Below are 15,443 nucleotides of genomic sequence, written 5' to 3' on the forward strand. Positions count from 1 at the left end.
TTTTTTTGTTCTTTTTGTATCAAGACAAAAAGAACAAAGACGCAGGCAATGAAACAGCTTCACTCCGGGATCACAGCAAGAAAATAAGCTATGCGAACTTAGACTAAAAGCCAATAGCCACTGCTTTTACCTCTCGTCCACAAGATCCCAAAGAGATAATAAAAAAGAGAGATTACAAAAGCATCAAAAGCTAAAAACAATTACTCCCCAACCAGGCCCCACCAGCTGCAAAAGCATAATAACAACCTGCCGCTGCCAGACTTCGTTTTACATGGCATGAGCAGAGCATTTGTAAAAGAAGATGATGCGGGAGAACCACCACTGATACCACCCAGAGCAGCTCTTCCTGCAGGCACGCCAAACTATGTAACGCCACGCGGCATCGCTTTGCTCCGCGAAGAACTAGCTGCCCTGGAGGCGCAACGAACACAGGTAGAAGCCAACCACGAAGACGAAGCCAACAGAACCCGGGAACTAAGCATTCTCAACGGCAAACGGAGTGCGTTAAATGCCCGTATTGCCAGTGCAAAGGTAATTGAGCCGCAAGAGCAGCAAGCCGACGAAGTGCGCTTTGGAGCTACTGTTACCTTAAAAACACTAAAAGGCGGAAAAATTGGCACGATCAGAACCTTTACGATAGTAGGTGTAGACGAGGCATCTATAGCCGAGGGCCGCATTGCCTTTGTAGCACCTATTGCCCAGGCCGTTACAGGAACCAAGAAGGGCCAACACATTTTGCTCCGCCTTGGCCGCAACGAAGAAGAGGTAGAAGTCACGTCTATCTCCTACTGAAAATTACCCAATTGATATCCACTACCCAACACATGAAAACAGAAACTCAACCCGATACTTTACTGAGAGAGCAACTGGTGGAAATGCTAGCGGGCGGCTTCGCCCCAAACGTTATTCTGCTCCGCGAATTTGATTATAAGAAAGCCGCCATCATGCTGGATGGTTTGCACTTTTCGGCCTGGGTACTGCTGGGCCACATGCAGGCACGCCAACACACCCTGCTCCAGTTTATGAAAGACCCTCAGCAGAACCAGGAGGTTTGGCTGGATGCGCACTGGCCTGAAAACCACCAGCCCGACAGTGACCAGGAGTGGCAGGAGGCCATAAGCCACTTCGAACATGAGCTACAGGAGATGATTGAGATTGTAAAAGACGCCTCTACGGATCTCTTGGAGGTAAAACCGAACGGCAAAACCATTTCCTGGGCCGCTATGACTGCCCTGCACCACAACGCTTACCACATCGGCCAGCTTAAAACCATAGGGCGGCAGCTGGGGGTGTGGTAAAAGTTAAACAAACGTACCAGCATAAATTTTGATCAGTTGAAAAATCTACTCCTCTTATAAAGAAAGCAGATTTTTCAACATTTCTAATTTTGAATTTCTAATTAAGCGAAGCACTAATACAGCACCTCCTGCGAGGCAATGATCTCCTGCTTCAGCTGCTCAAAATCCTGATGCGGGGGTGTAGTCGTGTAAGTCATAGACTGGACTGGCTCCGAAGGATAACCTAAAAACCGAATGAGCGGCCCGGCAATAATTTCGGCCTTTTCTACCTGTTCAGGCGTAAGCTGCTCCATCCAGTAACCCGATGCGCCTTTTCTAAGATGCTTCGGGTTTTTCTTCTGTAGAGTAGAGAAATGCATCGCCTTCTCCAGCTCCTCCCGCTCCGCTGCTGTTACCTCCAGGCCCAGGTACTGCAGCAGCCTTTCTAACTCCTGCTGAAAATCGAGCAGGAAGCCTTCGTAGAACGCAATGTGGATGTTGTGTGGCTGGCTCAGGCGCAGGTGGTCGAACACATGCCACACCCACTCCTGCAGCAGCTTATCGAAGTTCTTCTCCAGAAACACCTGCGGATCTTTTTCTTCTTGCGGGTAGTATTTCAGCATGTAGTCTGAGGTGTAATACTTGGCAGCAGAAATAGCCCGGTCGCGCGGGTCGCGCAAGATGTACACTTTTTTGTCGAACAGGCCGAGCAATTCTGGACTTCGTTTGCAGATCGGGGAGTGAGTCCAGACGTGGTTTGTTTGGGAGAGGTAGCTGTTGATATCTTCCACTGGCATCCGGAAAACACTGCTGATGCGGTAGCTGTACTGCAAATCGGTGATATCGAGCACATCGATGCTGGCCTGGCTTGGGTAGTTCAGGTCCCAGGTTTTGGCAAGTTCGTAGATAGGCTGCTGCTGAATAAAGCTTGTCGTGTTGTGGCCGGCCTTACGGAGGAGCTGCTGCAGGATCTGGTACAGCCAGAAATTGCCGCACTTGGGGGCACCGCCTTGCAATATTTTCATGTGGTTCGTTTTTATGTAAATATTATCAGCCTCCTATACGACTATACCTGCTTTTTTGGCGTACAAGGAGGCATCATTTCCTAACAAGGCCCAATTATTACACAAACTGAACCCCATCTATAAGCCAGCGCCCATGCACTATTTGTATCCGCAACAATCAGAAGTCAGCCACGAGCAACGTACCCAAAGGTTACTTCAACGGCCTCAGCTTGTTTGGTTTACCGGCCTTTCTGGTTCCGGAAAAAGTACCCTTGCCCTGCAGTTGGAGTCCTACCTGTTTCACGAGGGCTACAGCGTGTACCTGCTCGATGGCGACAATGTCAGAAATGGGCTGAACAAAGATCTGGGGTTCTCGGAGCAAGACCGAAAAGAGAACATCAGGCGTGTAGGTGAGGTCGCCAAACTGATGCTCGATGCTGGGTTAATTGTGCTGTGTGCTTTTATTTCGCCTTACGAAGAAGAAAGGAACCTGGTGAAATCCATTGTAGGAGCCGATAAGGTAACAGAAATTTATGTAGCCTGCAGCCTGGAGGTTTGCGAACAACGCGACATAAAAGGCCTTTATGCCAAAGCCAGAAAAGGCATTATTCCGAACTTTACGGGCATTAGCGCTCCTTACCAGGCTCCTGCCGCACCAGACCTGGTGCTGCAAACAGATACCGAGTCTATAGAGGAATCGCTGCAGAAGCTCATCCGGCATGTTGCGCCAAAGTTCCTGCACCCGGATAAGGCCCTTGTTAAGGTTTAAGGTTAGATTATTCTAATTTATTTACACTCTGATAACATGTAAGCATTGTCATCTCCCCCACGCACCATTTTGTCATCCTGCAAAGATCTTGTGGGCGAGAGGCATAAGTGAATCTTTTTGGTATTGTAGCCTAATTTCGCAACACCATGCTTAAAATAGCTTTTAGCTCAAATTATTCTAATGAAAATGGCCTTCCGGAGGCTATTTTAAGATTTTAGATACTAGATGATAGATGATAGATTTTTTTGAAACTGGTTGTCGGTCATCCTTCCGCTTCGCCCAGACGCTCGCAGGAGCTGCGCACGCTGCGAGGTCTTACCAGCTTCATTGCAGATCATCAGATTTCTTAAATGTGAGATAGCCTAACAGTACAGTGAGCCAATTATTCTAATGAAAATGGCCTTCAGGAGGCCTTTTTAGATAAATGGGATACAGGGTATTTTCTGGTATGCCCGCTCCTCTGGAGAAACTTCCCTAATCTCCAATTTTAAAATAGTCGCAGCCCCTCCACTTGCAGAAGCAGAGCCACTGAAGCAGGCAATTTGAGTTCTTTTCAAGTCTTTCTTCTGTAAAATTTGCTGCCTGTTGCATGAGCCCTTTATCACAATTATTGTTATATTAGGCAGTCAATTTTGTACTCCAATTTCTACGGCTGCGTGTTAAGTCAGAAAACTATCATCTTACCCCTAAAATAAATTATGCTGAAAATCAAAAAATCCTATGGGATTACGCTCTTAGCTTCTTCTTTGCTATGGGTTACGGCTTGTAACAATACCAAAGAAACCAGCCGGGAGCTGAAGTCCGGTATTCTGGTGGCCAACATGGATACCACCGTAAACCCAGGCGACAACTTTACGGCCTTCGTAAACGGCAACTGGGACAAAAACACCGAAATTCCAGCCGATAAATCGTCTTTTGGAGTTTTCCATATGCTAAACGATAAGGCTCAGGAAGATGTAAAAGCAATAATTGAGGAAGCTGCCTCAGGAAATTTTGCCGATGGCTCGGATGAGCAGAAAATAGGCGACTTTTACGAGTCTTACATGAACACAAAAGTGCGGGACTCCATTGGGTTAGCCCCTCTCGCAGCGGAGTTCCGAAGGATCGACGCCATTAGCAACCAGAACCAGCTGGCCGACTATTTTGCCTATGCCAACCGATCGGGCAACATGGTACCCTTTAGCATCGGTGTAATGGAAGATTTTAAAGATCCTACAAAATACATGCTGTACACCTGGCAAGGTGGCCTGGGTTTGCCTGAGCGCGAGTACTACCTGCAGACCGATGCCAAATCGAAAGACATCCGGGCAAAATATGTGAAGCACATAGATAATATGCTTCGCATTGCAGGCATCGAGAACAGTGCCGCAAAAGCTTCGCAAGTTCTGGACCTGGAAACTAAGCTTGCCTCACAGCACATGAAAAAAGAGGAAACCCGCAATATTGTAGGCCTCTATAACAAGTACGCCACCAAAGACCTGAAAACGCTGATGCCAGATTTTGACTGGAACACCATGCTACAAAAAGCAGAGGTGCAGCAGGAAGACAGCATCGTAATTACACAGGTTGATTACACGAAGGCGCTCAACAACATTGTAAAAAGCACACCTTTAGACACTTGGAAAACTTACCTAAAGTGGAGCCTGGTGCACAGCTCTGCTACCGCCCTTAACTCCGAACTGGATAATGAGCATTTCGAATTTTACAACAAAACCCTGTATGGCACAAAAGAGCAACGTCCGCAATGGCGCCGCGCTGTAGATGAGGTAAACAACAACCTGGGTGAGATAGTGGGTAAAGTTTACGTAAAAAAGCACTTCCCGCCGGAAGCCAAAGAACGCATGCTCACACTGGTCGACAACCTGCTGAAAGCTTACGAATCAAGCATTAAGGAGCTCGACTGGATGAGTGAGGACACCAAAAAACAGGCGCTCGACAAACTTAATAAGTTTACTCCTAAAATTGGCTACCCCGACAAGTGGCGCGACTACTCCGACCTGAAAGTGGTGAAGAACGACCTGTATGGCAACATGCAACGCGCCACTGAGTTTGAGTATAAACGCAACATAAACAAGCTCGGCAAACCTGTAGACCGAGACGAGTGGATGATGACGCCACAAACAGTAAATGCCTATTACAACCCGCCGCTGAATGAAATTGTGTTTCCGGCAGCCATTCTGCAGCCTCCTTTCTTCGACATGAGCGCAGAAGATGCCGTAAATTATGGAGCCATTGGTGGCGTAATTGGCCACGAAATCGGGCACGGTTTCGATGACCAGGGAAGCACCTTTGATGGAGATGGCGTAATGCGCAACTGGTGGACAGAAACTGACCAGCAGGAATTCAAAAAGAGAACCGGCGCGTTAGTGTCTCAGTACAACGAGTTTAAGGTTTTTGATGACCTGAATGTAAACGGCGAATTTACCTTAGGCGAGAACATTGGTGACCTGGGCGGATTAAGCATTGCCATGAAAGCCTACAAAAAGAGCCTGAACGGCAAAGAAGCCCCGGTACTTGATGGCTTTACCGGTGAGCAGCGAGTGCTCATTGGATGGGGCCAAGCATGGCTGAGCAAAGCCCGCGAAGAGTCGCTCCGAAACCAGATTAACACCGACCCGCACTCTCCTGCCAAGTTCCGTGTAAATGGCGTAGTCCGCAACATTCCAGAGTTCTACACTGCCTTTAACGTAAAACCTGGCGACTCACTGTATCTGGCTCCTGAGAAGCGAGTGAAGATATGGTAGTGGTGAATGGTTAAATTGCAGCCTTAATAAATTCCTAAAAAAAGAACCTGCTCTTAACGGAGCAGGTTCTTTTTATTTACAGTTTCAGCACCTTGAATATACTTTCCCAGAAATAAAGAATAGAAGTCATTTTCAAACCTCAGCCAACAGGTCGTTACCAAATTATTCTAATGAAAAAGACCTTCCAGAGGCACAATTCCTTATTTATTCTTAGGGTGTATACATCTGGGTACGTCTGCTTTAGTTATTGCTGCCAATAAAAAGGGTGCAGGGCTATGCTCAATTCTAAAAATATTGCCTCTTTTTCAGTAAGGCTCCGTGCTCTGCTCCGCTTTTAATATTTAAACTAAAATCAGGTGTTCCTATCAGCGCAGCATCTGAGTAGCTTACCATTTCAGGCTCATTGCCGTTCTCTGTTTTTATAGCCGGGGCTGGCTCAACTGAAGTAGCGGGCTCAGGAGCCGGAGCTGGCTCTGGCTTTTCATTCTCGGCCGGAACTACAGCTGGAGTAGAAACGGGCTCTTCCACCGGCACTTCCACTTTGTTTATTTCTACACCAGAAAGAGAGTCGGCAGGAGTATTTTCCACCGAATGAACAGGTTGAGCTGCAGACGGAGACGTAACAGCAGGAGAGGTTAAACCAGCTTTGGCTGCTTTTCGCTGCTCCTTTTCTGCTTTCAATTGCCTCGAAACTTCTTTTTTCCTGGCTCTTTCTTCTATTCTTTGGCGCCGGCCACCGGTTGCAATACCAAACCCCATACCCAGGTATATGTCCGGGCCTACAGCTTTGTTGCTCCCAAGAAGTGCTGCCAGGTTATCAGAACCTACTATAAACGGTCCAAAGCGCAGCATGGCACCAAACGCCAGATCGCGGTAATTGTTGGTGAGATACAGTGGAAGCGCCAGTTCCAGCTTTCGCCCCTCCAGGCGTGGCGCTACGGCAAGAGTAGAGTACTGGCGCATTCCTACTGCCTCCTTAGCACGAAGGTTATGAAGCACGGAGCCGTTTACAAATACGTTTCGGGTGAGCCGGTAATCTACGTTCAGGTGAAGGGCCGTGGGTAGCCCAGACACGATCTCCGTTTTCCGCTCGCTAGCCTGCACTTCCAGCGCTTCCTCTATTACCGGTCCGAGCCTGTCTACATTTACGCCTTCAAAGGTATAACTGCCGATGGTTAAGTTCTGGCGTGCAACCTCGTAGCGGCGCAGCTCCGGATCTTTGTAGGTGATATTCCCAACATCCAGCAATGATGCTCCAATGCGGTACTTGTACTTGTTCTCACCGTGGTCAGTTCGCTCCTTACCGTTTACTGTGTATTGGTAGGCTGCATACTGAGGCCGGTGCTCATAAGTAAAACCAATATCCATTCCCCAGCCGGAGCCAGGCATGCCGCTTCCTTGAAAGGCGTCTATAAGGTCTCTGGCTTCTATTCTGTAATTGCTGCTGGAGTAACCGAGGTTGGCCTTTCCCTGTTGCACCTGCATAGTCGATTCGCCATTTTGTGTTTGCAGCCTATAGTCGGCCTCCGAAACCAGCAGGTGCCCCGTATGCAGGCCAGTTAACTTCTTTACGGTAACACCAGCCTTCAGGAACCGTTGCTCCTGCGAGAGTAGCACAAGGGCATACGTAAGGCCCGTTTCAGTAAAGGCATTGGTGTTAAAATAAGCTTCGCTGTTGGTAAAGGGAGTATTTTGAATGGCAGTATTGCCTATGCCAAACCCGATAGCCCGGGCAAAATCTTCAGAAACGTTATTGGCATGTGCAGCTCTTCTAAAACGGTTGGTAAGGGCAATGCTGTGGCGTGGTCCGAGCTTGAGCATGAACGAAGGCAAGCGCATTTCCAGTCCATAGTGCGCCATCTTCTGCTTACCATCTAGCCGTTCCTGGTAGTAGGATTTAGGATCAAGCTCACCGCTCTCCACTACTTCCTGCCCACCACCTTGTAGCAAGTTTCCAATATGCCCGGTAGGGCCAGTATTATAAAAGGATGTGTTAGAAAAAGTAATATGACCAGTCCCTAAATTCAGATGGAAACCTTGCCGTGAATCTGCAATAGAAGAGGGATTGAGAAAGGTGGCATGGCTACCGGCATAATTACTGCCCGCCAGTCCGAGCGAGTGCTGGCCCTGTAACCGAATAGAGGAAAGCAGCAGGATTAATGAAAAAAGTAGATATCGAATCATAGAATTGATTTTGAGATTAAAAAAATACATGGGCAATACATAACTACTCACAGCTGTAGTGAAATAAAGTTGTAGTGGTAACAGGCGAAGCAGAGTTTGTGGTAGTGGTCCGGGTTAATTGGATGGGATAGCCTTGGCTGTTGTATTCATACTCAAAGTTCTGTACAGTTGATGTAACCGCTCCGGAGGCAATGTCGGTTGAGATAGTGGTATACTTTCGGTACATGTTCCTGTTATGGGCAACCGCCAACGACAAAAAAGCTAACTTTTCCTGTTCCTTCCGCCGCTTGTTTTGTCTGCTCAGGTCAAATTCATACGTTATCTCCTGCCGCATTACAGAAGAGATATAAGTGCGCTTCACATTGTTACCTCCCTCCCAGTCGTAATCTATTGTAAAGTTCACGCTAACAGCACCAGCCCTTTTAGAAGAAGAGGTAAGCTTCTTCATCTGGTTTTGCGCATCGTACTCAATTGTGTAGAATACTTCATTGCCGTTAGAGTAAGTAACCGTAGACTTTACCCAATTCCCTTTCTCATCATAGGCAATTATTTCGGGCGGACTGACCGTGTTGTTCTGCATATCGTGATAGTTGTTCTCGATAACCCGGCCCTTATCATCATATGTGAATTGGTGATAATACAACAGGTTACCATTTGCAGAAGCATACAAATCAGTGATTCGATCATTGTTGTAGAATCTATCAAAAGAACTGCCGTTGCTGTTTTCCTGCCTTTCCTCCTGGCAGAAGGGTTGGCGGGGGCCCAAAACACCTTCCTCACAAGCAGCAAGCGTAAAGAGAAGCCCAAAAAGAAGAAAAAATTGTAAATTTTGTTTCATGTTGAAGTTTATAAGCTTTAGTGGAAAAAAATAAAATATAAGTCATATCTGATGTTAAAGTATCTGAGCTGCAATACTCCTGCTGTTATAGACCACAAACAGGCTATAAGACATTAGTTGCCAAGGTTCGGCTATATTCTCTCTTAAATGGCATTGCTTTACCGCACGGTATGATAGCAAAAACAGAGGTTACCGGTCCGATTGAGCGCAAAGTAGAGTGGCAGTTTGCTCAATGTGTCACTCTAAGAGCAGGCAATGCACTACCAATACACACATTGAAAAGGGCAAACGAATATAAATCATTATAAAATTTAAATATTTTGTACAAATATTTAAATCTCGGCTATCAACCACAATACCCACTTCCGGGTATTTTTACTAAATTTTGGAACAAAACAAATTTTTTATTAAATATATACCAGACTCAGATCAAACAATTATTGTTCAGTTACCCCATGTTAGGCAATACTGCCTCCATAATTTAAAAGTCATTTCAAGAAAAGATGGGATATCGCCATCAGAAGCGTGAGCAAGGCTGGTATCTAAAAAGTCGATTTAAGCTGAAATAGCAGCACCACAATTACCAGATGCAGCTTAAATCAAGCTTCCGAAGGTTCCTTTGCTACTCCGCCTGGCCTCCTAAATGGCGGCAGCTCTTTAGCAGTACAGCGAATATAGCATCAGCAACTAAATCTATCCTGGCTGCCTACCGTACCATACAGAAACTAAACAGGTACACACTTTATGATTGCAGCGATAGTAGGCTTCCTGGTAATGCTTAACCCCTTTGCACTTTTCCTATATCTAAAACCGGTCATGCACGACCTGTCAGACACAGATTTCCGGTCTGTTTTCCTGAAAGCCTCTATTATCTCTTTTTCTATTTTCCTGGTGTTTCTGCTTTTTGGAGATGTGGTATTTAAGAAAGTTTTCCGAATTAATTTCGATTCGTTCAGGATATTCGGTGGCATTGTGCTTTTCTCATTTGCCTATATGTTTATTGTACAGGGCAAAAAAGCATTTATTCAGATAAAGGGCGATTTGCACGATTTGGCCTCAGAAATTGCGTTGCCTTTTATGGTGGGTGCAGGCACGATTTCGCTAACGGTGCTCATGTCGGAGCAATTGGAGCTATGGCAGGGAGTGCTGGCGCTCTTCCTGATTATGTTTATAAACTTTATGGTTATTATGGGCCTGAAGCAGGTACGGCACCAGATGGAGTCAAAAAAAGTAAGAGTGGCTTTCGACAAAAACATGGAGCTGCTTTTGCGCATCAATGGTTTTTTCCTTGGTGCCATCGGCATCGATATGGTTGTGACCGGCATCAGCAACCTGATTATGGCACATGGGCAGGTGTAGGCAAGCTGGCAGAGGCTCTGACTTGATATTGTTGTTTGTCTCCTTCTGACATTTTCAGAAGAAATGCCTCCTCTCGGAGCCTCTGCCAGCTTGCTACTATTTCTTAATTACATCTTCAGAGTATACAAACCACATGGGTACCGTCACTTCTGAGCCATATAGCTCGGTAGGCACACTGCCCAGACTGAGGGATGGTAAAGGATTGTTCCCCTTCAGACCCAGTACCAGCAGATCATGTTTTCCTCTTTTGAGGTGCTGGCAAATGCGTTCGCCAATACTTTTGTCTGCGGCACGCATTAAGGTATAAGGAACCTCGCTTATCTCCCGATGGCGCTTCTGTAAATCCACAAATTTTTCTTTTGCATTTCCCTCTGCTTTCCGCACTGCCTTCTCCTCCGATATGAGCGGGAAATATTGCGAAGGCAAACGGTAAACATGCAGAATTTCGAGGTACAGGCCCAATTGATCTGCCAGACTTTTGCTCAGGCGAAGGGCATGTATTGAGGTGTCGGAAAAGTCGATGGGTACTAGCAGACGGTTGATGCTGTGGCTAGCCTGCTCAGGAAACACCAGCACGCTGCATGGCAGTATGCGCAGCAGTTTGGTACCCAAAGCGCCTGTACTCTTCTCGCTGGCCTTTTTACCCAACAGTGTCAGCTTTACTTTGTAGCGCTTTACCAGGTCAGCAAGTATCACCTCACTGTTTGGTTCTTCGCTTACTAATATCTCATAATTAGCCACGTTGCCAAAATGCTCTGCCACCACCTCTGTAATATTATCCTCCACCTCTTTGCTCAGGTCCACATCTCCCATCCATTCCCTAAAATCGTCGCTCAGGTCATACATTTTGATGTTGTGCGCAAAATAAACTTTGTTAACCTGAATTTGCTCACAAACCGAGCGTGTGAAGGCTACCAGTTTCTCGTCCATCTCGCTCAGATCGAGGCAAACCATTAAGGAGTCTACTGCTATCATAATAAATCAGATTTTTCGTTTAGTGTGTTTTCTGTTGAATCAATGTCTGTTTTAGGTCCTTCAGCAGGAGGCACTTGTTCTGTTTTAGGTCCTTCAGCAAGTGGCACTTGCTGCTTTTGCGCCCTTTTAGCAAGCATCTCAGTGAGCACCTGCTGGTAATCTTTGCGCTGCTGCGCTTTGCCTGCTTTTAGTTCATCTTCCAATTCCTCGCTTAGCCCACGGTACAGACTGTAGCACATCAGCAGCAGGATAATGGTAAACGGAAGGCCCGTTACAATAGCGGCCGTTTGCAAGGCATTCAGTCCGCCGCCAATTAACAAAACGGCCGCAATGGCTCCTTGCGTTAGCGCCCAGAAGATTCTTATGCTTACCGGCGAGTCTAATTTACCACCGGAGGTAATACTATCTACCACCAAAGAACCCGAGTCGGAAGAAGTGACAAAAAAGCCCGCTACAAGTATAATACCGACAACAGACAAAATGGTAGAGAAAGGAAGCTGCTCCAAAAACACAAAAAGAGCTGTTGAAACATCTGCTTTCACCGCGTCTGCAATGGTTAAGTCGCCGCCCAGAATTTCGTGTATGGCAGTACTACCAAAGGCGGTAATCCAGAAAAAGGTAAGCAGCGAGGGCACGATCAGCACGCCCAGCACAAACTCCCGAATAGTGCGACCTTTAGAAACGCGGGCAATAAACATTCCTACAAAAGGAGACCAGGCAATCCACCAGCCCCAGTAAAATATGGTCCAGCCCGCTTGCCAGTCTCTGCCAGAGTAGGCTTCATTCCAGAACGACCATTGCATAAAGTTACCTATGTAGTCGCCGGTGTTTTGGACAAATGCACCCAGAATGAAAACTGTGGGTCCGAGCAGCACAACCGCCACCAGCAAGAAGATGGCAATCCGCATGTTCCACTCGCTCAGAAAACGTACACCCTTATCGAGCCCCATTACCACAGATCCGGTTGCAACCAAAGTAATGCCTGCAATAAGGATAACCTGCACCATGGTGGTGTTTGGAATAGCCGGAAATATATGGTTCAGGCCGGCAGCTACCTGGCTTACCCCCAACCCCAGGGAGGTGGCCAGACCAAATAGCGTGGCCAACACTGCCAGCACATCAATAACATGCCCTATCGGCCCATGAATGCGTTCACCCAGGAAAGGGTAAAAGACAGATCGGATGGTTAGCGGTAGTTTTCGGCTGAAGCTGAAGTAGGCAAGTGCCAGCCCCACCAGCGCATAAATGCCCCAGGCATGGAACCCCCAGTGCAGAAACGTAACATTCATGGCCGTACGGGCCGCCTCTGCTGTGCCAGGCGCTCCCAGCGGGGGCTTCTGAAAGTGGCTTACTGGTTCTGCTATACTCCAGAACAGCAACCCGATACCCATACCCGCACTAAAGAGCATGGCAAACCAGGCACTGGTGCTAAACTCCGGTCTTGCGTCTTTGCCGCCCAACCTGATCCTCCCGAAGTTACTGAAAGCCAGAAACAGGCAGAAAATCAGAAATATATTTACACTAACCGTAAACAGCCACCCTGCTTTGACCGCCACAAAGGCTTGCATAGATGTAAAAGCTCCTTCGGCCTCCTCCTGGAACAGCAGCGTAAGCGAAATGCTTATCACCAGAAATACAATAGATGACCAGAATACGGGCCCGTTTACATCCAGCCCCAACGATTTTTTTCTATTACTTCCTTTTACTTTACTCATTCAGTTTATTTTTTAATCAGAAATAGTACCCCATGTTAATGTTAAAGCGCATGTGCCAGCGTGTATCATCTGCTGTGCCCCTGGCAAGAGCATTCGTCCATTCTGGCCCTAGCCAGGGTTGGTTGTAGCCGAATGCCGCATCGGTGTAGATGTACATGGCCCCTGCGGTAAACAAGGCTCCCAGCACATTCATATGTGAATTTTCGAACCCGCTCACCCGCTTGTTGTAATAGCCATAGTTGTTGTAGAAAGTGATGCCCTGCAACAGGCGCGTATCGATGGGCAGGTGGTAGGCAATGCCTGCTGTATAAACTTCGCCTCTGTTGGCTACATTGTAGTTAGCTCCGTACGCACCCATTTCTACAAAATCCAGCTCGTCTCCGGTAGCGTATTCCGGCTTGAAGCGGTAAAACATGGCCTGCAGTTTCAGGTTCCAGGGGCTGTGCGCTGCTTTATATTCGTAGTGCACTGCGCCCGCATAGCGGGTACCGTTCCGCTCTGTGTCGATGTTGTAGAGCAGCCCCCCCTGCACCGAGGCGCCTAACTCATGCCCAAGGCTATCGCCCAGTCGGCGTACCAGTTTAAAATCCAGCTGGTTGTTTTCTTTGTTGCGCCCGGTTACGTCGTAGGAGTAGCGGTTTGGGCTGGGTTCCGCCAAACCAAACACAAATTCTTCTGCACTTTTGTAATAGGCCGCCTGCCACTGCCAAAGGCCGTTGTCATGAATGTATTTCACGCCCATGTCGTGGTCGTCTTCAAAACCTATGTAATAGGTCATGTTAAAAAACCAGTTGTTCGAGTTATACTGCTGAATGCCAAACGGCACCTGGTTGAGCCCTACCTGCAGCTGCGACATTTCCGAAAAATCGTACTGAAACCAGCCCTGCTTTAGAAAACCGCCTCCAAAGGCTTGTGAATATTGCCGGTACTCCGCATTCAGTTTAATTCCTTTGTATTCTGATTCTACATTGATGCGGAACAAATCAAAACCAAAGTCGCCGGCGCGCTCCAGTTGGTCTTTTTTCCAGGTAGAGAGGTTGTAGTTAAAGCGTGCCGCGCCCCCTAACTTTAGAAAAGGCTTCTCTTCTGGTTTTTCTTCAGGAGCCTGAGCAAAGCAGAGTGTAGATAGCAGGAAAAAGGTTAGCAGTAAAAGTGTTTTATGCATTAAACTTTAATTTTTTAGCTACAGCAGCCCTTTACTTTGACGAGCTTTTACTTCAAAAGTTGTTTTTATGGCGATTTTTGATGCAGAAGTAAATTTTGAGGCGAAGCAGTAGAATAAGACTTTATCCTTTTCTTATCCTGACAAGTTCCTTTGGGCGAGAGACAAGAGCAGTGGCTACTGGTAATGTTTAGTCTAAGTTAGCATAGCAGCTTCTATTGCTATGCTAACAGCGTGAGGCGGTTTCATAGCCTGCTCACTGGTTCAATTTATTCTGATACCATAGCTGCCGGGCTATGACTTTAGAATTTCAGAATACTGTTATTACCGATCCCAATTTACTTTTCTGGCCATTCTGAGCTGGGCGTAGGCCCCTAGATTGGCGAAGAAACTAAAAATTAGCTTCAATGGCAAGGTGAGCAAAGCAAGAAAGGTCTTACTCAGTCATTTTGTACTTACATCGCCTGAGGGCTATGGTATCAAGACAAAAAGACTTGGAAAGCAAACAACGTAGCAGGTTCATGCTTATGTCACAGCTGAAACAAGAGCTATGCAAACTTAGACCAAACCGAAAGTAGCTATTGTCAATGGCTCTCGCCCACAAGATCCCACCGGAATGACAATGCGTGTGGCAGTGAAGTAGAGATAATCAACCATTTGCTATGGCACACCTAGAATTCTTCTAATAAAAATAGCCTTCCAGAAATGTTTTTGGTTGTTTTGCTGCTAGGGTCTGCAAGGTTTAATCTAATTTCTATTTTACTTGCTTCACATTCAGTGTTCCCACCTTCGGCAGAATCTGGATGACAAAACGGCGATCGCGTTCGTCGCCGGTTCTGCCGGCTCCTTCGAAACCGCTGCCTGAGGCAATAAGCTCAATCTTGTCTTCGGGGAGTTTAATGCCGGCACTGCGCCAGAACTTAAGCAAGGCGAGGGCTCTGCGGTAGCTCAGCTCCAGCGCATAGTCGCGCTCTGTAATATTTCGGGGGTCGCCTTTGGGGTAGCTGGCGGCGCGGCCGTCGATCACGATCAGATATTTTACATCGTCATCCTCAATAGAGTTCAGCACCTGGCTCAACTCCTCTCCTGCCCTGCGCAAAGGAGCCAGCGCTACCTGCGGAATTTCGGCGCGGCTAGGCTCGAAAAGCACGTTTACCAGCAGTTCGTGGCGTTTGTACTTTTCGTTGTACTGAAAATACTTTGCGTCGAGACGTGATAGGGCGGCTTTGATTTCGTCCAGTTTTTTCTTTTCCTCCAGCTGTACCTCCAGGCGGGCTAGTGTGTTGCGGTTTTCGTAGTCTTTGCTTTGGAACATTTTAAAGCTCAGCACAAACAACACCAACATTACGATAAAAAGCACCGTCATGAGGTCGACGTAACTGGGCCAGAAAAAGTCTCTGTTCTCTTTGCTCATGC

The 15,443-nt window shown here is 47.1% G+C and carries 12 protein-coding genes; 5 read left to right on the forward strand and 7 right to left on the reverse strand.

What is annotated here, in order from left to right; genetic code table 11:
- The first annotated feature begins 276 nt into the window (after positions 1-276).
- Together ACMA1I_RS05340 and ACMA1I_RS05345 are read left to right on the forward strand one after the other, a co-directional pair.
- Positions 277-792, forward strand: a complete 516-nt coding sequence (locus tag ACMA1I_RS05340; protein WP_337067257.1) for a GreA/GreB family elongation factor — start codon at positions 277-279, stop codon at positions 790-792.
- A 32-nt stretch (positions 793-824) separates the two neighbouring features.
- The gene (locus tag ACMA1I_RS05345) at positions 825-1,298 is read left to right on the forward strand and encodes a hypothetical protein (RefSeq protein WP_337067258.1); all 474 of its coding nucleotides are present in this window, start codon (positions 825-827) and stop codon (positions 1,296-1,298) included.
- 113 nt (positions 1,299-1,411) lie between these two features.
- Here ACMA1I_RS05345 and ACMA1I_RS05350 read toward each other — a convergent pair whose 3' ends face one another.
- A complete protein-coding gene (locus ACMA1I_RS05350; RefSeq protein WP_337067259.1) occupies positions 1,412-2,302 on the reverse strand; it encodes a sulfotransferase domain-containing protein in 891 nt (296 codons plus the stop codon).
- A 133-nt stretch (positions 2,303-2,435) separates the two neighbouring features.
- On the opposite strand from ACMA1I_RS05350, the gene cysC reads away from it, so the two are divergent.
- On the forward strand, positions 2,436-3,050 hold the full coding sequence (gene cysC / locus ACMA1I_RS05355) for an adenylyl-sulfate kinase (RefSeq protein WP_337067260.1): 615 nt from the start codon (positions 2,436-2,438) through the stop codon (positions 3,048-3,050).
- Between the two features lie 698 nt (positions 3,051-3,748).
- Entirely contained in the window at positions 3,749-5,794 is a 2,046-nt protein-coding gene (locus tag ACMA1I_RS05360; protein WP_337067261.1) for a M13 family metallopeptidase, read from the forward strand.
- A 285-nt stretch (positions 5,795-6,079) separates the two neighbouring features.
- Here the strand turns inward: ACMA1I_RS05360 and ACMA1I_RS05365 are convergent, their stop codons facing one another.
- Together ACMA1I_RS05365 and ACMA1I_RS05370 are read right to left on the reverse strand one after the other, a co-directional pair.
- Positions 6,080-7,978: a DUF5723 family protein gene (locus ACMA1I_RS05365; RefSeq protein ID WP_337067262.1), complete on the reverse strand. Its 1,899-nt coding sequence runs from the start codon at positions 7,976-7,978 to the stop codon at positions 6,080-6,082.
- A gap of 43 nt (positions 7,979-8,021) precedes the next feature.
- Positions 8,022-8,816 (reverse strand): hypothetical protein, encoded by a 795-nt coding sequence (locus ACMA1I_RS05370; protein WP_337067263.1) that lies wholly within the window; start codon positions 8,814-8,816, stop codon positions 8,022-8,024.
- Positions 8,817-9,560: 744 nt separating this feature from the next.
- Here ACMA1I_RS05370 and ACMA1I_RS05375 point away from each other — a divergent pair.
- Positions 9,561-10,175 carry a MarC family protein gene (locus tag ACMA1I_RS05375; protein ID WP_337067264.1) on the forward strand — a complete coding sequence of 205 codons (615 nt, stop codon included), beginning with the start codon at positions 9,561-9,563 and terminating at the stop codon, positions 10,173-10,175.
- Between the two features lie 96 nt (positions 10,176-10,271).
- Here ACMA1I_RS05375 and ACMA1I_RS05380 read toward each other — a convergent pair whose 3' ends face one another.
- From ACMA1I_RS05380 to ACMA1I_RS05395, 4 genes are all read right to left on the reverse strand, one after another.
- Positions 10,272-11,150: a universal stress protein gene (locus ACMA1I_RS05380; protein ID WP_337067265.1), complete on the reverse strand. Its 879-nt coding sequence runs from the start codon at positions 11,148-11,150 to the stop codon at positions 10,272-10,274.
- A complete protein-coding gene (locus tag ACMA1I_RS05385) occupies positions 11,147-12,865 on the reverse strand; it encodes a BCCT family transporter (RefSeq protein ID WP_337067266.1) in 1,719 nt (572 codons plus the stop codon). The genes ACMA1I_RS05380 and ACMA1I_RS05385 overlap by 4 nt, the downstream gene beginning before the upstream one ends.
- A 16-nt stretch (positions 12,866-12,881) precedes the next feature.
- Positions 12,882-14,030, reverse strand: a complete 1,149-nt coding sequence (locus tag ACMA1I_RS05390) for a hypothetical protein (RefSeq protein ID WP_337067267.1) — start codon at positions 14,028-14,030, stop codon at positions 12,882-12,884.
- A gap of 751 nt (positions 14,031-14,781) precedes the next feature.
- Positions 14,782-15,441 (reverse strand): hypothetical protein, encoded by a 660-nt coding sequence (locus ACMA1I_RS05395; protein WP_337067268.1) that lies wholly within the window; start codon positions 15,439-15,441, stop codon positions 14,782-14,784.
- Positions 15,442-15,443: the final 2 nt, after the last annotated feature.

The organism is Pontibacter sp. 13R65 (assembly GCF_047525655.1).
Classification (GTDB): Bacteria; Bacteroidota; Bacteroidia; order Cytophagales; family Hymenobacteraceae; genus Pontibacter.